Below are 23,898 nucleotides of genomic sequence, written 5' to 3'. Positions count from 1 at the left end.
GGAAGAGGCGGGACACCCGGGAGGTGCCGTCCCGCCTCAGGCCGTGGTCGCCGGTCGCTGCGGCGGGCCATAGAATTCGCGCTCGAACACCGCCCGCGCCCGGCGGGTCACGGCGAGGTAGTCCTCCTCCATCCGGCTCGCCGCCCCCGGCGGGTACTCCAGGAGCCGGGCGACGCCGTCGAGCACGACACGGTCGAAAGGCAGAACGTCGGCGGTCTTGTTCGTCCAGAGAGTCATGGCCGAGCGCGCGCGGGAGGCGAAGACCCAGGCCGCTCGGAGTCTGGCGGCGTCCTCGCCGGACACGAAGCCTTCCCCGGCGGCCACGGCCAGGGCGTCCAGCGTGGACGGGGTGCGGAGCGCGGGATGCGCGGCGGCGTGCTGCAACTGCACAAGCTGGACGAACCACTCGACATCGCTGAGCGACCCGCGACCGAGCTTCAGGTGGCGGGCGGGGTCGGCTCCCTGTGGCAACCGCTCGTTCTCGATGCGGGCCTTGATGCGCTTGACCTCGCGGACGGCCTGCTCGCCGATGCTCGCCGGATAACGGACCTCGTCGGCGAGAGTCTCGAAGTCGCCGATGAGCGCAGAATCGCCCGCGACGCCGCGGGCGCGCAGCAGGGCCTGCGCCTCCCAGGCGAGCGACCACCGGGCGTAGTAGGCGCGGTACGAGTCGAGCGAGCGGACAGACGGGCCGTTCTTGCCCTCCGGGCGGAGGCCGATGTCGAGGTCGACCGGAAGGGCGCTGTCCTCGGTGAGACGGTTGAGATCGGCCACGATGGCGGTGGCGGCGCGGTGTGCGGCATCCTGTCCGGCGGCGAGGGGGCGGAACACATACATGATGTCGGCGTCAGAGCCGAAGCCGAGCTCCCGGCCGCCGAAGCGGCCCATCCCGATGATGGCGAACTCGAGCGCGGCGGCGTCATCGCGTGCAGCGCGGATGGCTCCGAGCACACCGGTCAGCAGGTTTTCGGTGACGGCGCTGAGTCCGCGCGCGAGCTCCTCAATCGTACTAAAGCCGAGAATGCCGGAGAACGCCAGACGCAGCACCTCCCGGCGGCGCACCGCGCGCAGTGCCGCAGCCGCGGTCTCGGCAGACTCGTGCCGGGCCAGGATGGCTGCTGTCTCCTCGCGCAACAGCTCGGGCGCGCGCGGCCGCAGCTCCTCCTCCGATTCGAGCCAGGCAACAGACTCCGGGATGCGACCGAGCAATTCGGCCACGAAACGCGACCCGGAGAGCACCCGCGTCAGCCGCTCGGCGGCGCCGGAGGAGTCACGAAGCATCCGGAGGTACCAGTGCGTGCCACCGAGATCGTCGCTGAGGCGGCGGAAGGACAGCAGACCGTAGTCGGGGTCCGCGCCCGCGCTGAACCACTGCAGCATGACCGGAAGCAGATGGCGCTGAATGGTCGCGCGCCGGGAGACGCCGGCGGTGAGGGCGGCGATGTGAGCGAGCGCACCCCTCGGGTCGCGGAAGCCGATCGCGGCGAGGCGCGCCTGCGCCTGTTCGCTGGTCAGTCCGGCCTCGCCGGAGAGGCGCGCATCTTCGTTCGGCATCGCCGCCACGGCGCTGAGCAGCGGACGGTAGAACAACCGCTCGTGCAGACCGCGGACGCGGTGCTTGATCTCGTTCCACTGCGTCAGCAGCTGACCGGCGCTGGCCGCGAGTCCGGTGGCCCGGGCCAAGATGCGCACCTCAACCTCGTCCCGCGGCATGAGGTGGGTCCGGCGCAGGTGGCGCAGTTGCAGGCGATGCTCCAGGAGGCGCAGCGTGCGGTAGTCGTGCGAGAACGCCGCCGCCTCTTCGCGACCGATGTAGCTCTGCCCGGCGAGGGCCGCGAGCGCGGAGAGAGTGTCGCGCTGACGCACGAGACCATCGGTCTGGCCGTGGACAAGCTGGAGGAGCTGCACGGTGAACTCGACATCGCGCAGGCCACCGGGGCCGAGTTTGAGCTGGTAGTGAAGGTCGCCGTCCGGGATGTTGTCGGTGACCCGCTCGCGCATGCGCTGCACGGACTCGACGAAGTTCTCCCGTGAGGCGCTCGACCACACCCGGGGGGCGAGCGCGGTGACGTAGCGCTCCCCCAGCTCCCAGTCCCCGGCCAGGGAGCGGGCCTTGAGGAGCGCCTGGAACTCCCATCCCTTGGCCCAGCGGTCGTAGTACGCGAGGTGGGAATCGAGCGTGCGGACCAGCGCACCGTCCCTGCCCTCCGGTCGCAGATTGGAGTCGACTTCCCACAGCCCCGGCTCGAGGGCGGGGTCCTGAATCCCGCGCTGCGTGAGCACGGCGAGCCGCGTGGCGATGTCCACGGCCCGCCCCGGTGGGACGCCCGCGTCCTCCGCGCCATCGGTGACGTAGATGACGTCCACATCGCTGACATAGTTGAGCTCGCGAGCGCCCGCTTTGCCCATGCCGATGATCGCGAACCGGGTGGCACGCACCTCCGCCTCGGGGAAGCGCCCAGGTCCGCTGCCGCTCGCCTGGCGGCGGGCGACGGCGAGGGACGCGTCGAGGGCCGCCCCGGCGAGGTCGGAGAGCGCGGCGGCGACACCGTCGAAACCAGCGACCGGGTCGTCCTGTTCCAGGTCGAAGCTGGCGAGCTGAACGAGGCGGCGGCGGTAGCGGACCCGGAGGGCCGTCCAGGCTTCTTCTTCGGCGACACTCGCGAAACCGCCGACCGCGCCCACGGCGTCCAGCAGGTCTTCCCGGAGTTCGGCCGCCGTCGGCAGCGCGGTGACCGGCCGGTGGAGGCTGGCCAGCTCGACCGGCTGGCGGAGGAAGAACTCGGCTGCCCCCTCGGAGGCGCCGATGACGCGCAGCAGGCGGCGGGCGTCCTTCCACGACCGGAGAAACCAGGCGGCCTGATCGGGCGCGCGGCGAAGGAGGCGCAGAGCAAGCCGGAGCGCGGTGTCCGGGTCGGCCGCGGCCAACAGCGCGGGCAGGAGGTCATCTACCGGGAACCCGGTGAGCGTCGCCAGCTCCTCCAGCTCGGCACGAACGGAACTCAGCCCCACGAACCCGGCACGCGCGAGGACGGTGAGGGAGAGCTGCTCGCGTGTCACGACTCGGTCAGAGGACGCAGGTCAGCGGATCTCAGGGGGTCAGAGAATCTCAAGGTTGGACCGCAGCTCGAACGGCGTGACCTGGGCCCGGTACTGCGCCCACTCCCTGCGCTTGTTGAGCAGGGCGTAGTTAAAAACCTGCTCGCCCAGCGTCTCCGCCACCAGTTCCGAGCCCTCCATCAGCGCGATCGCATGATCGAGGCTCGCTGGCAGCTGACTGTAGCCGAGCGCACGGCGTTCGGCGTCGGAGAGCGCCCAGACATTGTCCTCGGCCTCCGGCGGCAACTCGTAACCGCCCTCGATGCCCGCGAGCCCGGCGGCCAGCATGAGCGAGAAGGCGAGGTAGGGGTTCGCGGCGGAGTCGATCGCGCGGTACTCTACGCGCGAGCTCTGGCCTTTGTTCGGCTTGTACAGCGGGACGCGAACCAGCGCGGAGCGGTTGTTGTGGCCCCAGCAGACGAAGCTCGGCGCCTCGTCGCCGCCCCAGAGCCGCTTGTACGAGTTCACGAACTGATTGGTGACCGCTGTGATCTCCGGAGCGTGCTTGAGCAGGCCCGCGATGAACTGCCGCCCGACCTTCGAGAGCTGGTACTGGGCGCCGGCCTCGAAGAAGGCGTTGGTGTCGCCCTCGAAGAGCGACATGTGCGTGTGCATCCCCGATCCCGGGTGCCCGGAGAGCGGCTTCGGCATGAACGTCGCGTAGACGCCCTGCTCGATCGCGACCTCCTTGACGACCGTGCGGAAGGTCATGATGTTGTCCGCCGTCGTGAGCGCGTCCGCGTAGCGGAGGTCGATCTCGTTCTGGCCGGGGCCCGCCTCGTGGTGGCTGAACTCGACCGAGATGCCGAGGTCTTCCAGCATCCGCACCGAACGCCGCCGGAAGTCGTGGGCCGTTCCGCCGGGAACGTTGTCGAAGTACCCGGCGGAGTCGACCGGTTCCGGGCCGTTCTCGCCGAACCTCGACGACGTGAGCAGGTAGAACTCGATCTCGGGATGGGTGTAGAACGTGAACCCGCGGTCGGCCGCCTTCTCCAGCGTGCGCTTCAGCACATTGCGGGGGTCGGAGACGGCGGGCTGCCCGTCCGGCGTGGTGATGTCGCAGAACATCCGGGCGGTCGGGTCGATCTCCCCCCGCCACGGCAGGATCTGGAACGTGGTGGGGTCGGGATGCGCTAGCAGATCGGACTCGTACGCCCGGGTGAGCCCCTCGATCGCCGAGCCGTCGAAGCCCAACCCCTCGTAGAACGCCCCCTCGACCTCGGCCGGGGCTATGGCGACGGACTTGAGCGTGCCCACGACATCGGTGAACCACAGCCTCACGAATTTGATCCCGCGTTCCTCGATCGTGCGAAGGACGAAGTCGCGCTGCTTGTCCATCCTGCCCCTTTCGTCTCCCCACCCAGACTAGTGGCAGACTGTGCCCCATGAGCGAGCAGCCCTCCGTGCCCTCCGTCCCTTCCGAAGCCCCGGCGTCGCCGTCGCCGAAACGCGTGCGGACCCGTCATTTCCAGGCGGCGAAGGAAGAAGGCTCCCGTTTCACGGGGCTCACCAGCTACGACACGCTGACGGCACAGATCTTCGACGAGGCCGGGATCGATTTTCTCCTCGTCGGCGACTCGGCCGCGAACACGGTGCTCGGCTACGACACCACCCTCCCCATGACGGTCGACGAGCTAATCCCCCTCACACGCGCCGTGGCACGGGCGGCGAAACGCGCGTTCGTCGTGGCGGACCTGCCGTTCGGATCGTACGAGACCGGCCCCCAGGAGGCGCTGCGCACAGCCGTGCGCTTCATGAAGGAGACCGGTGCGCACGCCGTCAAATTGGAAGGCGGCGAGCGCAGCGCCGAGCAGATCCGCCGCATCGTGGACGCGGGCGTTCCGGTCATGGGGCACATCGGCTTCACACCGCAGAGCGAGCATGGGCTCGGCGGGCACCTCGTGCAGGGCCGCGGCCAGGGAGCCGAGCAGGTGGTCGACGACGCGCACGCGGTCGAGGAGGCCGGGGCGTTCGCCGTCGTGCTGGAGATGGTGCCCGCGGACGTCGCACAGCGCGTGACACAGGAGCTGCGCATCCCGACGATCGGTGTGGGCGCGGGGCCGCACGTCGATGGCCAGCTGCTGGTTTGGACGGACTGGGCCGGGTTCACGACGGGACGCGTCCCGCGCTTCGCCAAACAGTACGCCGATCTGAAGGACGTGCTCACGGAGGCGGCACGGATGTACAGAGACGAGGTGGGCTCCGGGGTGTTCCCCGGTCCCGAGCACAGTTTCTAATGGGCGCCACCTGGACCGAATAATTGCCCAGGTGATTTTCATCACATCACGAAAAGAATGGAGTGATCATGCTCATTCGCAAGTGTGTAGCCGCGGCTATCGCCCTCGTCAGCGGCGTCGCCCTCTCTGCCGGAGTCGCCCTTTCCGCGCAAGCCGCAACGCCGTCATCCCTCCGCACTTTCCAGACGGAACCTGCGGAGGTCGGCGCCCCGGTTCCCCGCACCCCGCTTCCCGCACCCACGCGAGCGGACGCAGGAACGGAAACCTTCACAATCAGCGGTTCGCAGGCTCCGAGATGCGCGGGAACGCTGAAGTGCATCTCCTTCAACGGCACCGGAGTAGCGAGGCATTATGTGACGATCACCTACACGCTGATACCGGGCACACCATCGATCCTGAAGCGCGGTGTCGCCGGCATCGCCTATGTCGGTGACAACGGCAAGTGGCGGATAGACGCGAAGTTCCCCAACGTTCTCATCACGCAAGACCCTAAGACGGGTAAAATCGAGGTCGCTTACCACGCGGTCGAGTTCGACACGGACACATCTCTGGTTGAAAACGGCCGCTATGAGGGAGCTATCCCGCTCAGCTTCGGCGGCTGTCCGAACCACGTCTGAACACCACTGAGCGCCCCCGGTTCACACCGTTTCGCTCGTGGAGCGATGTGAACCGGAGCGTCGGCCTCTGCGCAGCCGGCCGGGTCACTGCCCTGACGGTGGAGGGCGTCTAGCGGTCGTCCTCCGCGTCCTCCTCCGCCCACTTGGCGCTGTTCTCGCGCAGCTTCTCCAGGGCGCGCTCCGCCTCGGCGTGGGTGTCGAACGGCCCGACGCGGTCGGGGGCGGGAGAGAGGAAACCCCGCTCAACCTGACCGGTCTTCAGGTTGTACCAGTACTTGTGCTCGGCGTCGTGCTCGATGCCGTCGGTGTCATCGGCCGTCATAGGCTTGATCCTATGCCCAAGGATTCCACCGGTCACCTGATTCCGGGTCGCGTCAGTGCGTCCCGTCCCGTCCCGTCCCACATCCCACAGCCCGAATACGTAGGGAAAGCGGGCCCGGCGCCATCGGACCGCGGGGATGTCTACTCGGCGGAGGAGATCGCTCTCATCCGCGAGTCAGCCCGGATCGCTGCGCAGGCGATCGCGCTGGTGGGCGAGGCCGCCCGTCCGGGGGTCACAACCGAGGAGCTGGACGCGATCGGGCACCAGTTCCTGATCGAGCACGACGCCTACCCGTCCACGCTCGGCTACCGCGGCTATCCGAAATCGCTGTGCTCCTCGGTGAACGAAGTCGTCTGCCACGGCATACCGGACGATACAGCGCTCGACGACGGCGACATCGTCAACATCGACATCACCGCGTACAAGAACGGATTCCACGGAGACAGCAACCAGACCTTCGTCGTGGGCACAGCGACCGAGGACGTGTCGCTGCTGGTCGAGCGGACGCGCGAGGCACTGAACCGCGGGATCAAGGCAGTCGCGCCGGGCCGGCAGGTCAACGTGATCGGCCGGGCGATCGAGTCCTACGCGAAACGCTTCGGCTACGGGGTCGTGCGCGACTTCACCGGGCACGGCGTGGGAGCGTCCTTCCACTCGGGGCTGATCATCCCGCACTACGACTCGGCGCCGCAGCACGACGACGTCATGGAGCCCGGGATGGTGTTCACCATCGAGCCGATGCTCACGCTCGGGACGCACGAGTGGGACATGTGGGCCGACGACTGGACGGTGGTCACCCGAGACCGAAGCGTCACCGCCCAGTTCGAGCACACGACCGTGGTCACCGAGCGGGGAGCGGAGATCCTGACGCTGCCATGACTGGGGCGGCTCCGGCGGGATGCTCGGTCAGGGCCGGGTCGAGGACGCTGAGAGGTCAGCGCGCCACATCGGCGGCAGGGTAGATTCGTGGGCATGAGCTCGAACCACGCAATCGGAATCGACATCGGCGGCACCGGCATCAAGGGGGGGCTGGTCGACCTCGTCAGCGGCGAACTCGTGAGCGACCGCGTCAAGCTGCCCACCCCCCAGGGCGGCGGTCCCGAGGACATCGTCGAGACGACCAGAGAGATCGTGCAGCAGCTCGCGGCCGAAGAGCCCCACGCCCCCGTCGGTGTCTGCTTCCCCGCGATCGTCAGCCGCGGCGTGACGCTCTCGGCGTCCAACATCAGCAAGAAGTGGATCGGCCTGGCGGCCGAGAAGCTGTTCGAGACGGCCCTCGGCCGCGACATCCACTTCGTCAACGACGCCGACGCCGCCGGCTACGCCGAAACCCGCTTCGGGGCCGCCAAGGGCCGCGACGGCCTCGTCATCATGACCACCCTCGGCACCGGCATCGGCTCGGCGCTCATCTATGACGGCGTCCTCATCCCGAACGCCGAGATCGGGCACCTGGAGATCGACGGCAAGAACGCCGAATCGCGCGCCGCCTTCTCCGCGAAGGAGCGTGAGGACCTGTCGTGGGAGAAGTGGGCCAAGCGCCTGCAGAAGTACTACTCGACCGTGGAGTTCCTGTTCACGCCGGATCTGTTCATCGTCGGCGGCGGCGTCTCGAAGAACCACACGGAGTTCCTTCCGCTGCTGGATCTGAAGACGGAGATCGTGCCCGCGGTCCACCGGAACAACGCGGGCATCCTCGGCGCGGCGGCACTGGCTGCGAACCCCTAGCGATCGGTTCCTCGCTCTTCCCGCACAGTCCGGTGGAAAAAATGAGGACGGACACCCCGCGGGGCGGGGAATGGGCCGGCTGATACGCCGGGTTCTGTCACGGCGCTTGCGCGCCGTGGACGGCCATCTCTCTCGGGACGACGTCGCCGCCGCCCTCTAGCGGTCTACCCGGGAACGGAGCGAGCCACCCCATCGTTCCCTGTCTGACCTTGCTCCGGGCGAGGTTTACCCAGCCGGCCGGGTCGCCCCGGCCGCTGGTGGTCTCTTACACCACCGTTTCACCCTTACCGCGGGCCGGAGCCCGTGGCGGTCTGCTCTCTGTTGCACTTTCTCGCGGGTTGCCCCGGGTGGGTGTTACCCACCGCCCTGCTCTGCGGAGCCCGGACGTTCCTCGGCGGCCCGCTGACGCAGACCGACGCGACCGTCTTGCCGACCCATTCCGGGCTCGATTCTAGCGCAGCGTTCCCGGGTCCCGCCGCCAGACGGGCGGCAGAGGTGGGCTACAGCCCGGACTCCTCGGTGCGGATGAGGATGGCCCCGCTGTCGGGGCAGAGCACGACATCGTCGACCGCCGCCCGGCGGATCTCGGCGAGATCGGACTCGGTGAGCGTCACATTCGAGCCCATCGACACCCCGCGCAGGAGCAGTGCGGCGCCGATGCCGTAGCGGGTGCGCTGCCGCTCGTAGAGCTCGATGAGGTCGGGCGGGAGCGCACCGGCGATCGCCGCCCGGTCGCGCGCCAGCCCCTCGCGCTGCGCCGCGATCCTGGCGGCTTCCTCGTCGCGAGCCGCCTCAAGCGCCTCGACGCGCGCGGTCAGCTCGGCGCGCTCGGCGTCGACGGCAGCGAGCGCCTGCTCGAGTCCGTCCACGCGCTCCATGACCGTCAGCTGGATCTCCTCAAGGTCGCTTTGACGCTTGGCGAGCGAGGCCAGCTCGGCCTCGAGCGCCTGGACGTCCTTGACGGAGGAGGTCCGCTGCACACGGTCGGTGTCTCGCTTGATCCGCGCTTCCACGAGCTCCACATCCGACTCGACGCGCTTCAGCTCTGCTCGCGCGTCCTCCAGCTCGCCGGTCGCCGCGATCCAACTGGCGCGTTTTACTTCGACGTCGGGCTGCAACGCCGCCCGTTCGGCGCTCTGCGGCAGCGTTCCCGCGACGTGGTCGAGCTGCGCGATGCGGGTGTCCGCGGTCTGGAGCCGCAGGAGTTCGTTCTGGTCGGCGGGACTGGCTTTCACGGTGCTCTGCTCTCTCGGAAAGGGATGGTCACGGCAGGATGGCGAAATCCCACGGATCGGTGCGCAGTTCGCTGACAACGACCTCGAGGCCGGGAAGGGCGGCACGCAGCTGCCCGGCGGCTGTCTCCAGCCAGAGCCACTCGCTGGCCCAGTGCGACACGTCAAGAAGCGCGGGGCCGCCGCCGGCCAGCGCCTGCTCTCGGGCTTCGGAGGCGGGATGGTGCCGGAGGTCGGCGGTGATGTAGACATCGGCGCCGAGCACGGCCGCCGAACCTAGCAGCGAGTCCCCGGCGCCGCCGCACAGGGCAACGCGGGAGACCGGCTGGTGGAAGTCGCCCGCAGCACGGACACCGCCCGCGGTGGGCGGAAGGAGGCCGGCCAGCGAGCGGGCGAGCGCACCGAGCGTCGAGGGCCGGGACAGTGTCCCGACCCGGCCGATGCCGGTGACGCCGTCGGCGGCGGGGACGATCGGCGTCGTTCCGGTCAGCCCGAGCCGCGCGGCGAGCACCGCACTGGTCCCCTGCGCGACGACATCGACATTGGTGTGCGCGGCGAGGAGCGCGCAGCCGCCCCGGATGAGCTTCGCGAGCAGCGCGCCTTTGTAGCGGTCCTCGGCGATCGAGGTCACACCGCGCAGCAGCAGCGGATGGTGGGCGATCAGCAGATCGCTTCGGGTTTCGATGGCCTCCTCGACGGTCGCGGCCACAGCGTCCACCGCCAGCAGAATGCGTTCGACGCTCGCGGCCGGGTCCCCGCAGACCAGTCCGGGCGCGTCCCAGCTCTCCGCCCCCGAGAGCGGCCAGAGCGTCTCGGCGGCCTCGCGGACGGTGAGAAGCGTGAGGATGGCGTTCGGCACCCCCTCAGCCTACCCGCCGGCGAGCCGCCCGCACTCGGGCCTGCGCGTCCCGGCTCCACGCCGGCGGCCACCGCGTCCCGCGGGTCAGCGGCCGTCCCGGCCTCGTGGGAAGTACCATCGTCTCGATGACCACGCCGATCCCGACCCCGTACGAAGACCTGCTGCGCGACGTCCTCGCGAACGGCAGCCACAAATCCGACCGCACCGGGACGGGCACGCGCAGCGTCTTCGGACGCCAGCTCCGGTTCGACCTCGCGGACGGCTTCCCGCTGATCACGACCAAGCGGGTCCACTTCAAGTCGATCGCGTACGAACTGCTCTGGTTCCTCCGCGGCGACAGCAATGTCGGCTGGCTGCGCGAGAATGGCGTGAGCATCTGGGACGAGTGGGCCGACGAGCGGGGCGAACTCGGCCCTGTCTACGGGGTTCAGTGGCGCTCCTGGCCGTCCCCGGACGGCACGCACATCGACCAAATCCAGCAGGTCGTCGACACGCTCCGCCGCGACCCGGACTCGCGCCGCATCATCGTCTCCGCCTGGAACGTCGCGGACATCCCGGATATGGCGCTCGCGCCCTGCCACGCCTTCTTCCAGTTCTATGTCGCCGACGGCAAGCTCTCCTGCCAGCTGTACCAGCGCAGCGCCGACATGTTCCTCGGCGTTCCGTTCAACATTGCGAGCTACGCGCTCCTCACGCTCATGGTCGCCCAGCAGGTGGGACTCGAACCGGGCGAGTTCGTCTGGACGGGCGGGGACGTCCACATCTACGACAACCACATCGAGCAGGTGAACGAGCAGCTGAGCCGTAACCCGTTCCCAGCTCCTGCGCTTCGCTTCGCGCGCAGACCGGAAAGCGTCTTCGACTACCGCTACGAGGACTTCGTGCTCGAGGGCTACCGGCACCACCCGGCCATCCGCGCCGCCGTCGCGGTATGAGCATCGCCCTCATCTGGGCGCAGGCCCGCAACCGCGTCATCGGCGCCGGCGGGACGATGCCCTGGCGCCTCCCCGAGGATCTGAGGCACTTCCGCGAGCTGACCGGCGGCGAGCCAGTCGTGATGGGACGCCGCACCTGGGAGTCGCTCCCCGACCGCTTCCGGCCGCTCCCCGGCCGGCGCAACATCGTTGTCACCCGCCAGGAGGGGTGGAACGCGCCGGGCGCGGAGGTCGCGCACGCCCTGCCCGGAGCTCTCTCCGCCGCCAGCGACGACACGGTGTGGGTCATAGGCGGCGGGGAGCTCTATCGTCAGGCGCTCCCTCTCGCCGACCGCGTCGAGGTCACCGAGATCGACCTCGCTGTCGCGGGCGACACGCCCGCGCCCGCGCTGGGACCCGAATGGCACGCGCAGCCCACCCCCTGGCTGACGGCGGAGAACGGGATGCGCTACCGCTTCCTCCGCTACCTCAGGTGAGCCCGGCCACCAGGTTCACCGACGCTGCGACGATCACCGTCCCAAACACGTACGAGAGCAGTGTGTGCCGCAAAACCGTCCGGCGAATGTGCGAGTTCGAGATGTTCGTGTCCGACACCTGGAAGGTCATCCCAAGGGTGAAGGAGAAGTAGGCGAAGTCGCTATAGCGCGGAAGCGCCTGCTGGTTGAAGTCGATGCCGCCACCCCGACGGTAGTACATGCGCGCGTAGCGCAACGCGAAGAGCGTGTGGACGAGTAGCCACGACAGCGCGACGCTCACGATGGCGAGCAGCGCGACGCCGAGCTGAGCGCCGCCCTTCAGCGTACGGGCGTCCATGAGCACGAACACGACCGCGAAGATGCTCGCCGTCGAGGCCAGGATGAGGACGAGGTCGGAGATCCGCCGTCCCGGATCCTCCAGCGTCACATTGGCTTGCGTCTGCGGGCCGTCCAACCGCCAGACGACCAGCCACACCCACACCACGTAGACGGCGCACGCCGCTGCCCAGCCGGCGAGGAGGGCATAGCGGACGACGGGGACGAAACTCATGCCGACTGCCACGATCGCCCCGACCGCCAGCGCGACGTAGATCCTCAAGCGGGTCCTGCCACGCTGTCGGTTCGCTTCACCGGTCACACTGTGAATGTTCGCACAGCCTGGCCGGGCGAGCACCCCCGCACGCCGGTACGATCGAAATGTGACCACCTCCCCCGCCCCCCTCGCCGACCTCGACACCGCAGGGCTCCGCGCCACGCACGCGGAGTTCGCCCGCGCCTACGATGAGCTGAAGGCCGCCGGACTCGCCCTGGACATCACCCGCGGCAAACCCTCCGCCGAACAGCTCGACCTCTCAGACGCCCTCCTCCGCCTCCCCGGCGGCGAATACCGGGACGCCGCCGGAACCGACCTGCGGAACTACGGCGGTCCGAACGGCCTCCCCGAGCTGCGATCGATCTTCGCCGGCGCACTCCGGGTGCCGGCGGCGCAGTTGCTCGCGCTCGGCAATTCGAGCCTCACGATCATGCACGACGCCATCGCCCAGGCGCTCCTGCACGGCGTCCCCGGCGGCGAGCTGCCGTGGGGCCGTCAGGCGATCAGCTTCCTGACACCGGTGCCCGGCTACGACCGGCACTTCACCATCCTGGAACGCTTCGGAATCCGCATGATCCCCGTCCCCATGAACGAGGACGGTCCCGACATCGAGACAATCGCCTCGCTGCTCGCCACCGATGACAGCGTCAAGGGGATGTGGTGCGTCCCGGTGTACTCCAACCCGACCGGGGCCGTGTACAGCGACGAAGTCGTCCGCCAGCTGGTCTCGCTGCCGGCCGCTGGCGACTTCCGCCTGTTCTGGGACAACGCCTACGCCGTCCATCACCTCAGCGATGACGTTCCGGAGCCGATCGACGTCCTCGCCCTGGCCGCCGAGGCGGGCAACCCGGACCGTCCGCTCGTCTTCACCTCCACCTCCAAGGTCACCTACCCCGGCGCCGGCGTCGCATTCATCGGCGGCTCCGAGGCGAACATCGCCTGGTTCCAGCGCAACAGCGCCGCGCAGAGCATCGGCCCGGACAAGCTCAACCAGCTCCGTCACGCGCAGCTGCTGCGGGACGAGGACGGCCTGACCGCGCACATGGCGAAGCACCGCGCTCTCCTGGAACCGAAGTTCGCCGCGGTGGACGAGGTGTTCCGGGCGCGACTGGAGCCGTGGGGCGCCGGGTCGTGGAACGCCCCGAAGGGGGGCTACTTCGTCAGCCTCGACGTGCTGAACCGCTGTGCCAAGCGCGCGGTGCTGCTCGCCAAAGAGGCCGGCATCGCGGTCACTCCGGCCGGCGCGACCTTTCCCCACGGCGAGGACCCGCGCGACGCGAACATCCGCATCGCGCCGACCTTCCCGCCCTTGAGCGAACTGCGCACCGCCCTCGACGGGCTCTGCACCGCGATCCTGCTGGCCGAGACCGAGGCACTGCTCGCCGAACGGAACTGACATGCCGGAATGACCGGAATGAACTGCCCCGCCGAAATGGGCTGACGGGCCGCGTGACACGACGCCGCGCTGGGCCGCCCCGACCGCCCGCTGAAACGGAGGACATTCCGCCCCCCGGCCTTTCCCGCGTCTCGCCTTTTCTCCGCTCCGATCCTCTCCCTTTCGGCTACACCTCGCCGAACCCGCTCTCGACCAGCTCCGCCAGCGCGTCGACGGCTTGCGCGCCACCGCGGTCCTGGGAGGAGATCGTCGCCGTCGCCCCGGCCGTCAGCCCGAGCGACATGACACAGAGCAGGCTCTTCGCGTCCTTGCCGTTCACGGTCACCTTCGCAGAGAACGTGCTCGCCAGCTTCACGAAATCGGCCGCGGGACGAGCGTGCAGCCCCTGGGGGTTGCGCACGAGCACCTCCCGCGAATAGCCGCCGTCCGGCTCGGGCGCGTTCGGGTGGGCGTCGTGGGAGGCCGGGACGGCATCCCACGCGGAACGCGCACTCTCGGCCGCAGCCGCCACCGCGTCCAGCCCGGCCCCGGTCTCCGCGACCACAGCCGCGGCGACGCCACCCTCGATGTAGGGGCCGTCGACGACGCGGACTCGCTCTCGCTCGTCCTTCGGCAGCAGGTCGAGCACAGTCTCGGCCGTGAGGAGAGCGGAGCCGAGGTCACTGACGACGACGGCCCCCGATCCGGTGTCCGCCTCACCCACTGCGGTCATCACCTTCGTGAAGCTGGTCCCGATCCCCTGGTCGTCCGTCCCCCCGGCCGCAACGAGAGGGACGGAGGGGGCCATCTGCGCCGCGACGGCCACGGCGCCCACCGCCAGCTGCGCGCTGTGCGAGACGAAGACGATCCCGACCCTGCTCTCCGGCACGGCCATCACGCCGCTGTCTCGCTCGCGGCGCGCAGGATCAGCGCCGTGGACTGGGCGCCGGGGTCGCGGTGCCCCGTCGACCGTCCGCCGAGGTAACTGGCACGGCCTTTCCGGGCGACCAGCGGCTCAGTGGCCTCCGCGCCCTTCTCCGCCGCGTCGGCCGCTGCGGCCAGGATCGCCGACGGAGACTCCCCCGCCGCCTGCGCGGCCGCAGCCGCGTCGACGGCGGGGGTCCACGCGTCGATCATGGTCTTGTCGCCCGGTTCGGCTCGGCCGCGGGACAGGATGCCGTCCCGCGCTGCGGTGAGCAGCGCGACCAGCGTCTCCCCGTCGATCGCGGCCTGGTCGACCACCGGCTCGGCCGCCTTGAGGAAAGCCGTACCGTAGAGCGGCCCGGAGGCTCCGCCGACCGTCGAGATGAGAGTCATCGCCACCGAGCGCAGAGCCGCGTTCGGCGTCGCGTCGTCCGGCAGCTTCCTCAGCGCCTCCAGCGCGGCGCGGACCCCGCGGTCCATGTTCTCGCCGTGGTCGCCGTCACCGATCTCCCGGTCGAGCGTGTTCAGCTCGGCCTTGCGCTCCCCGATCGACGCCGCGGCGGCCCCGATCCAGGCCTCGACCCATTTCGTGTCCAGCGTCATCGACGCTTCCTCTCTCCTCGGTCCCTGACCCTACAGACCCCAGCGCAGCGCGGCCGTGTAGACGGGCGCGTCCCAGAGGACCGTCAGCTCGCCGTCCAGCTTCAGCAGCGAGAGGGAGGCACCCTGCATCTCCAGCGAGGTGACATAGTCGCCGATGAGCGAGCGGGAGAGCACGATCCCGCGCTCGTCCAGGATCTCGGCCGCACGCCGGAACAGGATGTACAGCTCCAAGAGCGGCGTTCCGCCCATCCCGTTCACGAAAAGCAGCACCGAGTCACCGGAGGAGAAGGGCAGATCCGCCAGAATCGCGTCCATCATCCGGTCGACCAGCCGGTCCGCCGGTTCGATCGCGATCCGTTCGCGACCGGGCTCGCCGTGGATGCCGACGCCGAACTCGATCTGATCCTCCGGCAGCACGAACCCGGGCTCTCCCGCGTGCGGCACAGTGCTGTCGGTGAAGGCCAGCCCGATGGAGTGGACATTCGCGTTCACTTTCTCGGCGACCGCCGCGACCGCGTCCAAATCGTCGCCCCGCTCGGCCGCAGCGCCCGCGATCTTCTCGACCAGCACCGTTCCCGCCACGCCGCGACGGCCCGCCGTGTAGAGCGAGTCCTGCACGGCGACATCGTCGTTCGTGACGACGGCCCGAACCGAGATGCCCTCCGCAGCAGCCAGCTCGGCCGCCGTCTCGAAGTTCAGAACGTCTCCGGTGTAGTTCTTGACGATGTGGAGGACTCCCGCGCCACCGTCCGCGGCCTTGGTGGCCTCGACGATCGGCATCGGCGTCGGCGAGGTGAACACTTCGCCCGGCACGGCCGCGTCCAGCATCCCCTTTCCGACGAATCCGGCGTGGAGCGGCTCGTGGCCGCTGACCAGTCCGACCTTCCCCCTCACGGGGCCGTCGGCCCGGGAGACGAAACGAGGATCGTGCGACACTCTGACGAGGTCCGCGTGGGCTCGGCCGAATCCTTCAAGGGAATCGGCCACGACGTCGGGTACGTCGTTGATGAGCTTCTTCATTGAACGCCCTTCCTTTCACTTGCTAATCGGTGTGAGACACCTCAGCGCGTCGCCGCCACCCACTCCTCGAGCTTCGAGACCGCGGCCCCGGAGTCGATCGCTTCGGCAGCGACCGCCATATGCGAACGGAACCGGTCCAGAATGGGCTCCTGGACCCTCGACGGGTCGGCCGCGAGCTCGTAGGAGACGAGCCCGGCCGCCGCGTTGAGCACCACAATGTCGCGCACGGGGCCCTCCTGGCCCGCGAGCACAGCACGCACGACCGCCGCGTTGTGAGCGGCGTCCTTCCCGAGCAGATCCTCGATCTGAGCGGTGGGGAGCCCCAGGTCGCGGGGGTCGATGTCGTGCTCGGTGACGAGGCCGCGGGAGACCTCCCAGACATGGCTATGGCCGGTGGTCGAGAGCTCGTCCAATCCGTCGTCGCCCCGGAAGACCAGCGCGGTCGCGCCGCGGGTCTGGAAGACACCGACGATGAGAGGAACGCGGTCGAGCGGTGCGACGCCCACCGCGGACGCTTCGGGCCTGGCCGGGTTGCACAGCGGGCCGAGGATGTTGAAGACCGTCGGCACTCCGAGTTGCGAGCGCACCGCGGCCGCGTTGGCGAAGCCCGGGTGGAACGCGCTCGCGAACGCGAAGGTGATGCCGGTCGCCCGGAGCACCTCTGCCACGCGCTCCGGCGGCAGGGTGAGGTCGATGCCGAGAGCGGCCAGCACGTCCGAGGAGCCAGAGGAGGAGCTCGCGGCGCGGTTCCCGTGCTTGATGACGGGGACGCCCGCCCCCGCGGCGACGATGGCGGCCGTGGTGGAGATGTTCACCGTGCCGAACCGGTCGCCGCCGGTGCCGACGATGTCGAGCGCCATCGAGTTCACCGGCAGCCCCACGGCGTGGTCCAGAACGGCGTCGCGGAAGCCGACAATCTCGTCCACCGTCTCGCCCTTCGCACGGAGTGCGATGAGGAAAGCGGCGATCTGGGCGTCCGTCGCCTCGCCGGTCATGACCTGCCGCATGGCCCAGGACGCGTCCGCCACGCTGAGATCCTCTCGGGCGAGGAGCGCGATGAGCACGGACGACCAGGACTGCGTTTCGGACATAAAACGATCCTATTGCAGGGCGACACGCCACGGGAGCCGCATCTTCCACCACCACCTCAGGCTGCCCTCACCCTGGACCGGGCGAATTCACGCCACTCATGGTGAGAAAACCACGGTTTCTTTTCAGCCATAATAGGTTACGTGACGAGCACTTCCCTTATCCCTTCCACGAGCGCGCCGGCGATCAACCGGCCGAACGTCGTGGCCGTCGGCACCATCGTCTGGCTCGGCTCCGAAGTGATGTTCTTCGCGGGACTCTTCGCGATCTACTTCACACTCAAGTCGACCTCTGGCCCGTTGTGGGCCGCCGAGACGGCGCACCTCAACATCCCGTACGCGGCGGCCAACACCACGATCCTCGTGCTGAGCTCGGTGACGTGCCAGTTCGGCGTGTTCGCCGCTGAGCGTCTGCAAGCGCACCGGACCGGCGGTGTGCTGCAGTTCTGGAAGTGGGGCATGGTCGAGTGGTTCGTGCTGTCCTACATCCTGGGCGCGGTCTTCGTCTCGGGTCAGATCCTGGAGTACGCGACGCTCGTCAGCGAGGGGACCTCGCTCAGCTCCAACGCCTACGGCTCCGCCTTCTACCTGACGACGGGCTTCCACGGCCTCCACGTCACAGGCGGCCTCATCGCCTTCCTGCTCGTCGTCGGCCGCGCCTACGCAGTCAAGAGCTTCGGCCACAAGGAGGCCACGAGCGCCATCGTCGTGTCGTACTACTGGCACTTCGTGGACGTCGTGTGGCTCGGACTGTTCGCGGTCATCTACATCATCAGATAGAAATCAGGAGCTGACCTCACCTCATGCGTCCCCGCGTATCCGGTAACACCCCGTCTCACAACACGGCGAAGGCGCCCCGAAAGAGCGGTCGCCGTCATCCGCTCGCCACCGTCGCTCTGCTGGCGATCGGCCTCGGCCTCACTGGCGGCGCCTACGCCGCCTTCACCACCACCACCACCACCGCCGCGGAGCAGACAACCGTTCAGGCCGCGTCGCAGGAGTCGATCAAACAGGGTGAGAAGCTGTTCAATGACAACTGCGCCACCTGCCACAACTTCGACGCGCAGGGCACGGTCAACGCCCCGTCGCTCATCGGCGTCGGCGCCGCCTCGGTCGACTTCCAGGTCGGCACCGGCCGCATGCCGATGCAGATGCAGGGACCGCAGGCCGAGCAGAAGCCGGTGCAGTTCACCGACGAGGAGATCGCACAGCTGGCCGACTACGTCGCTTCCCTCGCTCCCGGCCCCTCGATCCCTGAGCAGAAGTACCTCGCTGCCGACGGCGACGCCGCCAAGGGCGCCAAATTCTTCCGGCTCAACTGCGCGATGTGCCACAACGTCGCCGGCGCCGGGGGCGCGCTCACCGAGGGCAAGTTCGCCCCGCCGCTGACCGGTGTGAGCGCCAAGCACATCTATGAGGCCATGATCACGGGCCCGCAGAACATGCCGGTGTTCAACGACCTCAACGTCGACCCGCAGGGCAAGGCCGACATCATCACGTACCTCAAGCACATCCAGAACAACCCGTCCCCGGGCGGCTTCGAGCTCGGCTCGCTCGGCCCCGTGGCTGAGGGACTCTTCCTGTGGATCTTCGGTCTCGGCGCGATCGTCGCTCTGACCGTGTGGATCACGGCGAAGTCCAACTGACGGACCATCTGGCGTACTTGTAGAAGCACAGCGGTAAGAAGGAGAACAATGGCACAGGACGAGAACGGCGGTCACGAGCTGACGCCAGCCAGTTCATCGGCCGTCGACGTGCATCGGACCGGCGACCCCGGAACGGCGGTGATCGTCCGCGACGCCGTCGCGAACCCGGGCTTCCCACCCCACAGGCCCCGCGTCACCGACCTCGACCCCACGAAGGAGCGCCGAGCCGAGCGGACGGTCTACACACTGTTCTACCTGTCGATCGCGGGCTCCGTCTGGGCCGTCGCCGCCTACATGGCCTTCCCAATCAACGACAGCGACCCTGGCTCGGTCCGGCTGAACAACCTCTTCATCGGTCTCGGGATCTCCCTCGCGCTCCTCGCCATCGGCATTGGCGCTGTGCATTGGGGCAAAGCCCTCATGCACGAGAAGGAGGGGGTCGACCTCCGTCACCCCGTCCGCGGCTCCGAAAGCACCACGGAGCGCGCAACGGAGGTCTTCCGTCAGGCCGATGAAGAGTCGGGCTTCAACCGCCGCACCCTGGTGCGCAACAGCCTCATCGGCGCACTGATCGCCTTCCCGCTGCCCGCGGTGGTCCTGTTCCGCGGCCTCGCGCCGCAGAACCTCGATCCTGTCGAGGAGCTCAGCCACACCATGTGGGCCAAGGGCATCCGCCTCACGCGCGATCCCTCCGGCACCCCGATCAAGGCGTCCGACGTCACTCTGGGCAGCGTTTTCCACGTCATCCCCGAAGGGCTCAACGACGTCGAGGACATGCTGGAACAGAAAGCGAAAGCCGTCGTCCTCCTCATGCGCCTCAAACCGGAAGACCTGCACGTCTCCGAGGGCCGCGAGACCTGGAACTATGACGGCATCGTCGCCTATTCCAAGGTCTGCACGCACGTCGGGTGCCCCGTCGCACTCTACGAGCAGCAGACCCACCACCTGCTCTGCCCGTGCCACCAGTCGCAGTTCGACATCACGCACGAGGCCGAGGTCATCTTCGGACCGGCGAAGCGGCCCTTGCCGCAGCTGCCGATCACCGTCGACGCCGATGGCTATCTGGTCGCCCGCAGCGACTTCCACGAGCCCGTCGGCCCGAGCTTCTGGGAGCGCCATTGAGCACCACGACCGCCGCAGCACCAGCGGCATCCGCACCGGTCAAGAAGGGTGGCTTCACGGCGGCGGCCGCGAACTACCTCGAAGACCGCACCAGCGTCTCGGGAGCCGTCAAAGAGTTTGGACGCAAGATCTTCCCGGATCACTGGTCGTTCCTCCTCGGTGAGGTCGCGCTCTACAGCTTCGTCGTCATCCTGCTGTCGGGCACGTTCCTGACCTTCTTCTTCCAGGCGTCGATGGCCGAGGTCGTGTACCACGGCTCGTACGTTCCGCTCAAGGGCATCCACATGTCTGCGGCCATGGAGTCCACCCTCAACATCTCCTTCGAGGTCCGCGGCGGGCTGCTCGTGCGCCAGATACACCACTGGGCGGCCCTGCTCTTCGTGGCCGCCATCGGGCTGCACATGCTGCGCGTCTTCTTCACGGGCGCCTTCCGCAAGCCGCGCGAGCTCAACTGGGTGATCGGCTTCACGCTGTTCATCCTCGCAATGGCCGAGGGCTTCACCGGCTACTCGCTCCCGGACGACCTCCTCTCGGGCAACGGCCTCCGCATCATCGACGGACTGATCAAGGGTCTTCCGGTGGTGGGCACCTGGATCTCGTTCCTGCTGTTCGGCGGCGAGTTCCCGGGCACCGCGATCGTCGGACGCCTCTACACGCTGCACATCCTGCTGCTCCCGGCGATGGTGCTCGCGTTCATCGCGCTGCACCTGGTGTTCGTGGTCGTCCACAAGCACACCCAGTACGCCGGCCCAGGCCGCACGCAGGGCAACGTGGTCGGCTACCCGGTGCTCCCGGTGTACGCGGCCAAGGCCGGCGGCTTCTTCTTCATCGTCTTCGGCGTCGTGGCGCTCATGGCATCGCTGTTCACCATCAACCCGGTGTGGAACTACGGACCGTATGACCCCTCCCCCGTCTCCGCGGGGACTCAGCCAGACTGGTACATCGGCTTCGCGGACGGTGCGCTTCGTCTCGTGCCGCCGGGCTGGGAGTTTGTGTGGCTGGAGCGCACCTGGTCGTGGAACATCATCGTCCCGGTCGCCATCCTCGGCCTGTTCATCGTGACCGTCATGATTTACCCGTTCATCGAAGCGTGGATCACCGGCGACAAGCGCGAGCACCACATCCTGGACCGTCCGCGCAATCAGGCCACCCGCACTGCCATCGGCGCCGCCGGTGTCACGTTCTACGCGGTGTTCTGGGCGGCGGCAAGCTCCGACCTGATCGCGACGCACTTCAAGGTCACGATGGAGGGGGTCATCCACTCTCTCCAAGCGCTGCTCATCGTCGGCCCGATCATCGCCTACTTCATCACGAAGCGCATCTGTCTCGCGCTCCAGAAGAAGGACCGGTCGATCGCGCTGCACGGGTTCGAGACCGGCCGGATCGTGAAGCTTCCGGGTGGCGAGTTCATCGAGGTCCACGAGCAGCTGAGCGACTACGAGCGCTGGCTTCTGGTCAGCTTCGAGGCGTACGAACCCCTAATGATCCGCCCGAACAAGCAGGGCAAGATCACCTTCGGCAGCCGGATGCGCTCAAGTCTGTCCCGCTGGTTCTTCGAGGACCGCATCGTGCCGCCCACCCGCGGTGAACTCGAGTCGGGCCACAGCGACCATTGAGCCGCACAACCGCCTCCGCGAAAGCGCCGGCCGTCCCCGACGGTCCGGCGCTTTCGCGCGTGGCGGGCCAGAGCACCCGGCGGATGACGCCAGCTCTCCGGCTCCTGCCCTCCGCCACGCCCCGATTGCGCCCATGACCGGTCTAGGTGTGATGTCCAGGGAGGTTGTTGTCGATTCTGCTAATGGGTGGGGCTCTGATGGCGGAGTGGTGCTGGTGATGATTGTAGAAGTGGGGCCAGCCGGGGAGTGCTTCTCGTCGTTCGGCCTCTGAACCATAGAACTGGGCGTAGGCCCAGCCGTCGGCGAGTGTGCGGTGGAAGCGTTTGATCTTCCCGTTGGTCTGTGGTCGGTATGGTCGGGTCTTCTTCGCCCTGATCCCGAGCTCTGTGCAGGCGTCTCGCCAGGCGTAGGACTTGTAGGCGGAGCCGTTGTCCGAGAGGACGAGTTCGACGCTGACATCCCGGTCGGCGAACCAGGCGACAGCACGCCGCAGGACACCGATCGCGGTGTCCGCCTTCTCGTCGGAGCAGATCTCGGCGTAGGCGACGCGGGAGTGGTCGTCGATGATCGTGTAGACGAACGCGGTGCCCAACCGTGGCTCGTAGCGGTGGTTCCTGCTCTTCGTGCGGGTGGCGGTCGCTTCCCGGTTGCGTTCGCCCTGGACGCGGCCGACGAATCGTCAGCCGCCGCCGTTGGGGATGTTGCCGAACTTCGTCACGTCGACATGGATCAGCGATCCAGGGTGGTCGTGCTCGTAGCGACGGATCGGCTCGCCCGTGACCCGATCAATGGTGCAGAGCCGGTTGATGCGGCAGCACACCAGGACGGCGTGGACGGTCGAGGCGGGAAGGCCAAGCTCGCCGGCGATCTGCACCGGCCCCAGGCGTCGTCGCCACCTCGCCCGCACGATCCGCTTGAGCACGGGCAACGGCGTCCGCGTTGGCATCGATCGTGGGCGGCTAGACCGGTCGGTCATCCCTCCCGTGCCTTACAAGCATTTGTGACCGCCTCGCCGATGTAGATTTACACAATCGAAATCAAAACGATCAATCGGCTTTACAAACATTCGTGATGTACTCGATCGCGACGCCGCTCCAGGAGGTTCCCGGGGCGCATCCACCGGTTCGCGCTGGCAGCGGGGTTTCCCTCCTCACTCACGGCCTCCCTTCGCGCGGTCAAAGACCGTCGGGGCCGGGGCGGGTCAGCGGGGGCGCTGGCAACGGGGGCAGAGATGGGAGCCGCGGTTCATGAACCGCTCGCGGACGAGGGGGCCGCCGCAGGGGGGCACGGCTTGCCCTGCTGACCGTAGACATTGAGACTGTGGGAGAAGTAGCCCGGCTACCGCAGTAACTCGCATTCATACGAAAACCTTGTCCGGACATGTCCGAGATAGCTCCAGATTGCAGGACCGGGACCATAGATGCCTACGAGTGGTCGGATACTGCTCAACGAGGCCTGCGTCGTTGGGCGCTCTCGCCACTCGGGGCACGGCTCTTTGTCACTGCAATCATGCAGTCCCATCCAGCCCTGAGACCGACTTGCGAGGCATGAGCCTGCGTTGTTGCGATCTCATTGCTCATCTGGGCGCTGGCACGACCGCACCGCCAACACCAGAGTCTCGACTGCGGCCAACGCTTCACGATGCACGTCAAGTTGGTAGACGCGCTGTTCTCCATTGCGGGTAACGCTGACGATTCCCGCATCCAGGAGCACGCGTAGATGCCGGGAGACGGTAGATTGCGGCATTTCGACAGTTTCCTGAAGGTCGCCGACGGTTGCCGCACCCTTACGTTCGATGAGCGCTGCCACGATACGAGCGCGGCTCAGTTCCACTAAGGCGCGGAAGATTAGCATCGCCGCGTCCAACGTTTGGGTGCTCATCGGCCACTTCTCTCGTTTCGAACGCTACCTTTCGATTCTATCGAGCGAAGGATTCTCCGTTCGGATCATGTACCTTTATCCGCATATCCGGATGAAAGGGCATAATGAGTCAACCAACCCGAAACACCACAGACCCGCATCGGGCATGGTCGCTAGACACTGGAAGGGTCAGGCCACAAGCAACTTCGGTGGCATTTTGGGCGCTCCTCGTATTGATCAATGGCCTCGGCCTGTGGTTGCGCTTCGCCTCGCATGACGTTGGCCCGCTTGATATGAGGGCAGATTTTTCGCCGGAGTATGTTCAGGCGTCGCTCGAGACATACGGAGAATCGAGATCGATCGACATTTACCGATTCTTCTTCATCCCCGCGGACTTCCTCTTCATCCTCAGCTACGCGAGGGTCAGCTCTTGCGAAACGATTGCAACCCAACGTCGCGTTTCTCATTTGGCTCCCGTAGGGGTCGGGATCGCAGACGCACTCGAGAACCTCACAGTGCTCTGGATGTTGAACAACGGGACGTCAGGGTG

General features: G+C 67.9%; 22 protein-coding genes, 1 other RNA gene and 2 pseudogenes. 11 read left to right on the top strand and 14 right to left on the bottom strand.

Features of this window, described 5'->3' with window-relative positions:
- Window positions 1-36 precede the first annotated feature (36 nt).
- Complete coding sequence (locus LXX_RS04980) at window positions 37-3,060, bottom strand: bifunctional [glutamine synthetase] adenylyltransferase/[glutamine synthetase]-adenylyl-L-tyrosine phosphorylase (protein WP_011185870.1); 3,024 nt, start codon at window positions 3,058-3,060, stop codon at window positions 37-39.
- Window positions 3,061-3,099: 39 nt separating this feature from the next.
- The gene (locus LXX_RS04975; RefSeq protein ID WP_011185869.1) at window positions 3,100-4,437 is read right to left on the bottom strand and encodes a glutamine synthetase family protein; all 1,338 of its coding nucleotides are present in this window, start codon (window positions 4,435-4,437) and stop codon (window positions 3,100-3,102) included.
- A gap of 47 nt (window positions 4,438-4,484) precedes the next feature.
- On the opposite strand from LXX_RS04975, the gene panB reads away from it, so the two are divergent.
- Both panB and LXX_RS15465 read left to right on the top strand, forming a co-directional pair.
- Window positions 4,485-5,336, top strand: a complete 852-nt coding sequence (gene panB, locus LXX_RS04970; RefSeq protein ID WP_041767414.1) for a 3-methyl-2-oxobutanoate hydroxymethyltransferase — start codon at window positions 4,485-4,487, stop codon at window positions 5,334-5,336.
- Window positions 5,337-5,404: 68 nt separating this feature from the next.
- A complete protein-coding gene (locus LXX_RS15465; RefSeq protein ID WP_223227727.1) occupies window positions 5,405-5,953 on the top strand; it encodes a hypothetical protein in 549 nt (182 codons plus the stop codon).
- Window positions 5,954-6,062: 109 nt separating this feature from the next.
- On the opposite strand, the gene LXX_RS04960 is transcribed toward LXX_RS15465, so the two are convergent.
- Window positions 6,063-6,275 (bottom strand): SPOR domain-containing protein, encoded by a 213-nt coding sequence (locus LXX_RS04960; protein WP_041767409.1) that lies wholly within the window; start codon window positions 6,273-6,275, stop codon window positions 6,063-6,065.
- A 12-nt stretch (window positions 6,276-6,287) separates the two neighbouring features.
- Between LXX_RS04960 and map the strand changes: the two genes are divergently transcribed.
- Together map and ppgK are read left to right on the top strand one after the other, a co-directional pair.
- Window positions 6,288-7,154 carry a type I methionyl aminopeptidase gene (map, locus tag LXX_RS04955; protein ID WP_011185866.1) on the top strand — a complete coding sequence of 289 codons (867 nt, stop codon included), beginning with the start codon at window positions 6,288-6,290 and terminating at the stop codon, window positions 7,152-7,154.
- 93 nt (window positions 7,155-7,247) lie between these two features.
- Window positions 7,248-8,000: a polyphosphate--glucose phosphotransferase gene (gene ppgK, locus LXX_RS04950; protein ID WP_011185865.1), complete on the top strand. Its 753-nt coding sequence runs from the start codon at window positions 7,248-7,250 to the stop codon at window positions 7,998-8,000.
- Window positions 8,001-8,067: 67 nt separating this feature from the next.
- Here the strand turns inward: ppgK and rnpB are convergent.
- From rnpB to LXX_RS04940, 3 genes are all read right to left on the bottom strand, one after another.
- Window positions 8,068-8,437, bottom strand: an RNA gene (rnpB, locus tag LXX_RS13045) — RNase P RNA component class A.
- Between the two features lie 63 nt (window positions 8,438-8,500).
- Window positions 8,501-9,235, bottom strand: a complete 735-nt coding sequence (locus tag LXX_RS04945) for a zinc ribbon domain-containing protein (RefSeq protein ID WP_011185864.1) — start codon at window positions 9,233-9,235, stop codon at window positions 8,501-8,503.
- 28 nt (window positions 9,236-9,263) lie between these two features.
- Entirely contained in the window at window positions 9,264-10,091 is an 828-nt protein-coding gene (locus LXX_RS04940; RefSeq protein WP_011185863.1) for a Nif3-like dinuclear metal center hexameric protein, read from the bottom strand.
- 125 nt (window positions 10,092-10,216) lie between these two features.
- On the opposite strand from LXX_RS04940, the gene LXX_RS04935 reads away from it, so the two are divergent.
- Window positions 10,217-11,026 (top strand): thymidylate synthase, encoded by an 810-nt coding sequence (locus tag LXX_RS04935; protein ID WP_011185862.1) that lies wholly within the window; start codon window positions 10,217-10,219, stop codon window positions 11,024-11,026.
- Window positions 11,023-11,502, top strand: coding sequence for a dihydrofolate reductase (locus LXX_RS04930; RefSeq protein WP_011185861.1), 480 nt, complete (start codon window positions 11,023-11,025; stop codon window positions 11,500-11,502). The genes LXX_RS04935 and LXX_RS04930 overlap by 4 nt, the downstream gene beginning before the upstream one ends.
- Here the strand turns inward: LXX_RS04930 and LXX_RS04925 are convergent.
- Window positions 11,495-12,100 carry a DUF1345 domain-containing protein gene (locus LXX_RS04925; RefSeq protein WP_223227726.1) on the bottom strand — a complete coding sequence of 202 codons (606 nt, stop codon included), beginning with the start codon at window positions 12,098-12,100 and terminating at the stop codon, window positions 11,495-11,497. The two genes, LXX_RS04930 and LXX_RS04925, sit on opposite strands and share 8 nt — an antisense overlap.
- 100 nt (window positions 12,101-12,200) lie before the next feature.
- Between LXX_RS04925 and LXX_RS04920 the strand changes: the two genes are divergently transcribed.
- A complete protein-coding gene (locus LXX_RS04920; protein WP_011185859.1) occupies window positions 12,201-13,490 on the top strand; it encodes an aminotransferase class I/II-fold pyridoxal phosphate-dependent enzyme in 1,290 nt (429 codons plus the stop codon).
- Between the two features lie 166 nt (window positions 13,491-13,656).
- Here the strand turns inward: LXX_RS04920 and dhaM are convergent, their stop codons facing one another.
- The 4 genes from dhaM to trpD are packed head-to-tail and all read right to left on the bottom strand — an operon-like array spanning window position 13,657 to window position 17,107.
- Window positions 13,657-14,364, bottom strand: a complete 708-nt coding sequence (gene dhaM, locus LXX_RS04915; protein WP_041767405.1) for a dihydroxyacetone kinase phosphoryl donor subunit DhaM — start codon at window positions 14,362-14,364, stop codon at window positions 13,657-13,659.
- Window positions 14,364-14,996 (bottom strand): dihydroxyacetone kinase subunit DhaL, encoded by a 633-nt coding sequence (gene dhaL / locus LXX_RS04910; RefSeq protein WP_011185857.1) that lies wholly within the window; start codon window positions 14,994-14,996, stop codon window positions 14,364-14,366. Before dhaL ends, dhaM begins: the two co-directional genes overlap by 1 nt.
- Before the next feature lie 30 nt (window positions 14,997-15,026).
- Window positions 15,027-16,016: a dihydroxyacetone kinase subunit DhaK gene (dhaK, locus tag LXX_RS04905; RefSeq protein WP_011185856.1), complete on the bottom strand. Its 990-nt coding sequence runs from the start codon at window positions 16,014-16,016 to the stop codon at window positions 15,027-15,029.
- 41 nt (window positions 16,017-16,057) lie between these two features.
- Complete coding sequence (gene trpD, locus LXX_RS04900) at window positions 16,058-17,107, bottom strand: anthranilate phosphoribosyltransferase (protein ID WP_011185855.1); 1,050 nt, start codon at window positions 17,105-17,107, stop codon at window positions 16,058-16,060.
- Between the two features lie 141 nt (window positions 17,108-17,248).
- Here trpD and LXX_RS04895 point away from each other — a divergent pair, with 141 nt between their 5' ends.
- Genes LXX_RS04895 through LXX_RS04880 form a run of 4 tightly spaced genes read left to right on the top strand, consistent with a single transcriptional unit; the run spans window position 17,249 to window position 21,488 of the window.
- Window positions 17,249-17,884, top strand: coding sequence for an aa3-type cytochrome oxidase subunit III (locus LXX_RS04895; RefSeq protein WP_011185854.1), 636 nt, complete (start codon window positions 17,249-17,251; stop codon window positions 17,882-17,884).
- A 23-nt stretch (window positions 17,885-17,907) separates the two neighbouring features.
- A complete protein-coding gene (locus LXX_RS04890; protein ID WP_011185853.1) occupies window positions 17,908-18,750 on the top strand; it encodes a cytochrome bc1 complex diheme cytochrome c subunit in 843 nt (280 codons plus the stop codon).
- 48 nt (window positions 18,751-18,798) lie between these two features.
- On the top strand, window positions 18,799-19,872 hold the full coding sequence (locus LXX_RS04885) for a cytochrome bc1 complex Rieske iron-sulfur subunit (RefSeq protein ID WP_041767399.1): 1,074 nt from the start codon (window positions 18,799-18,801) through the stop codon (window positions 19,870-19,872).
- The gene (locus LXX_RS04880; RefSeq protein WP_011185851.1) at window positions 19,869-21,488 is read left to right on the top strand and encodes a cytochrome bc1 complex cytochrome b subunit; all 1,620 of its coding nucleotides are present in this window, start codon (window positions 19,869-19,871) and stop codon (window positions 21,486-21,488) included. The genes LXX_RS04885 and LXX_RS04880 overlap by 4 nt, the downstream gene beginning before the upstream one ends.
- Before the next feature lie 142 nt (window positions 21,489-21,630).
- Here the strand turns inward: LXX_RS04880 and LXX_RS04875 are convergent.
- From LXX_RS04875 to LXX_RS04870, 3 genes and pseudogenes are all read right to left on the bottom strand, one after another.
- Window positions 21,631-22,464, bottom strand: a pseudogene (locus LXX_RS04875) (IS481-like element ISLxx4 family transposase); the annotation flags it as partial.
- A 225-nt stretch (window positions 22,465-22,689) separates the two neighbouring features.
- Window positions 22,690-22,823: pseudogene (locus tag LXX_RS13515) on the bottom strand (zinc finger domain-containing protein); the annotation flags it as partial.
- Between the two features lie 234 nt (window positions 22,824-23,057).
- Complete coding sequence (locus tag LXX_RS04870) at window positions 23,058-23,369, bottom strand: ArsR/SmtB family transcription factor (RefSeq protein WP_011185850.1); 312 nt, start codon at window positions 23,367-23,369, stop codon at window positions 23,058-23,060.
- Window positions 23,370-23,898: the final 529 nt, after the last annotated feature.

It is taken from the genome of Leifsonia xyli subsp. xyli str. CTCB07, assembly GCF_000007665.1.
GTDB lineage: Bacteria > Actinomycetota > Actinomycetes > Actinomycetales > Microbacteriaceae > Leifsonia > Leifsonia xyli_C.
Note: the sequence above shows the minus strand (reverse complement) of the source record. Positions and strands in the feature narration are given on the sequence as shown.

Excerpts from the sequence above, each read along its gene's own strand:
- panB (WP_041767414.1), top strand. The coding sequence starts at position 4,485 with ATGAGCGAGCAGCCCTCCGTGCCCTCCGTCCCTTCCGAAGCCCCGGCG.
- LXX_RS04975 (WP_011185869.1), bottom strand. The coding sequence starts at position 4,437 with ATGGACAAGCAGCGCGACTTCGTCCTTCGCACGATCGAGGAACGCGGG.
- dhaM (WP_041767405.1), bottom strand. The coding sequence starts at position 14,364 with ATGGCCGTGCCGGAGAGCAGGGTCGGGATCGTCTTCGTCTCGCACAGC.
- LXX_RS04935 (WP_011185862.1), top strand. The coding sequence starts at position 10,217 with ATGACCACGCCGATCCCGACCCCGTACGAAGACCTGCTGCGCGACGTC.
- LXX_RS04870 (WP_011185850.1), bottom strand. The coding sequence starts at position 23,369 with ATGAGCACCCAAACGTTGGACGCGGCGATGCTAATCTTCCGCGCCTTA.
- dhaK (WP_011185856.1), bottom strand. The coding sequence starts at position 16,016 with ATGAAGAAGCTCATCAACGACGTACCCGACGTCGTGGCCGATTCCCTT.
- LXX_RS04890 (WP_011185853.1), top strand. The coding sequence starts at position 17,908 with ATGCGTCCCCGCGTATCCGGTAACACCCCGTCTCACAACACGGCGAAG.
- LXX_RS04930 (WP_011185861.1), top strand. The coding sequence starts at position 11,023 with ATGAGCATCGCCCTCATCTGGGCGCAGGCCCGCAACCGCGTCATCGGC.
- trpD (WP_011185855.1), bottom strand. The coding sequence starts at position 17,107 with ATGTCCGAAACGCAGTCCTGGTCGTCCGTGCTCATCGCGCTCCTCGCC.
- LXX_RS15465 (WP_223227727.1), top strand. The coding sequence starts at position 5,405 with ATGCTCATTCGCAAGTGTGTAGCCGCGGCTATCGCCCTCGTCAGCGGC.
- map (WP_011185866.1), top strand. The coding sequence starts at position 6,288 with ATGCCCAAGGATTCCACCGGTCACCTGATTCCGGGTCGCGTCAGTGCG.
- ppgK (WP_011185865.1), top strand. The coding sequence starts at position 7,248 with ATGAGCTCGAACCACGCAATCGGAATCGACATCGGCGGCACCGGCATC.
- LXX_RS04960 (WP_041767409.1), bottom strand. The coding sequence starts at position 6,275 with ATGACGGCCGATGACACCGACGGCATCGAGCACGACGCCGAGCACAAG.
- LXX_RS04885 (WP_041767399.1), top strand. The coding sequence starts at position 18,799 with ATGGCACAGGACGAGAACGGCGGTCACGAGCTGACGCCAGCCAGTTCA.
- dhaL (WP_011185857.1), bottom strand. The coding sequence starts at position 14,996 with ATGACGCTGGACACGAAATGGGTCGAGGCCTGGATCGGGGCCGCCGCG.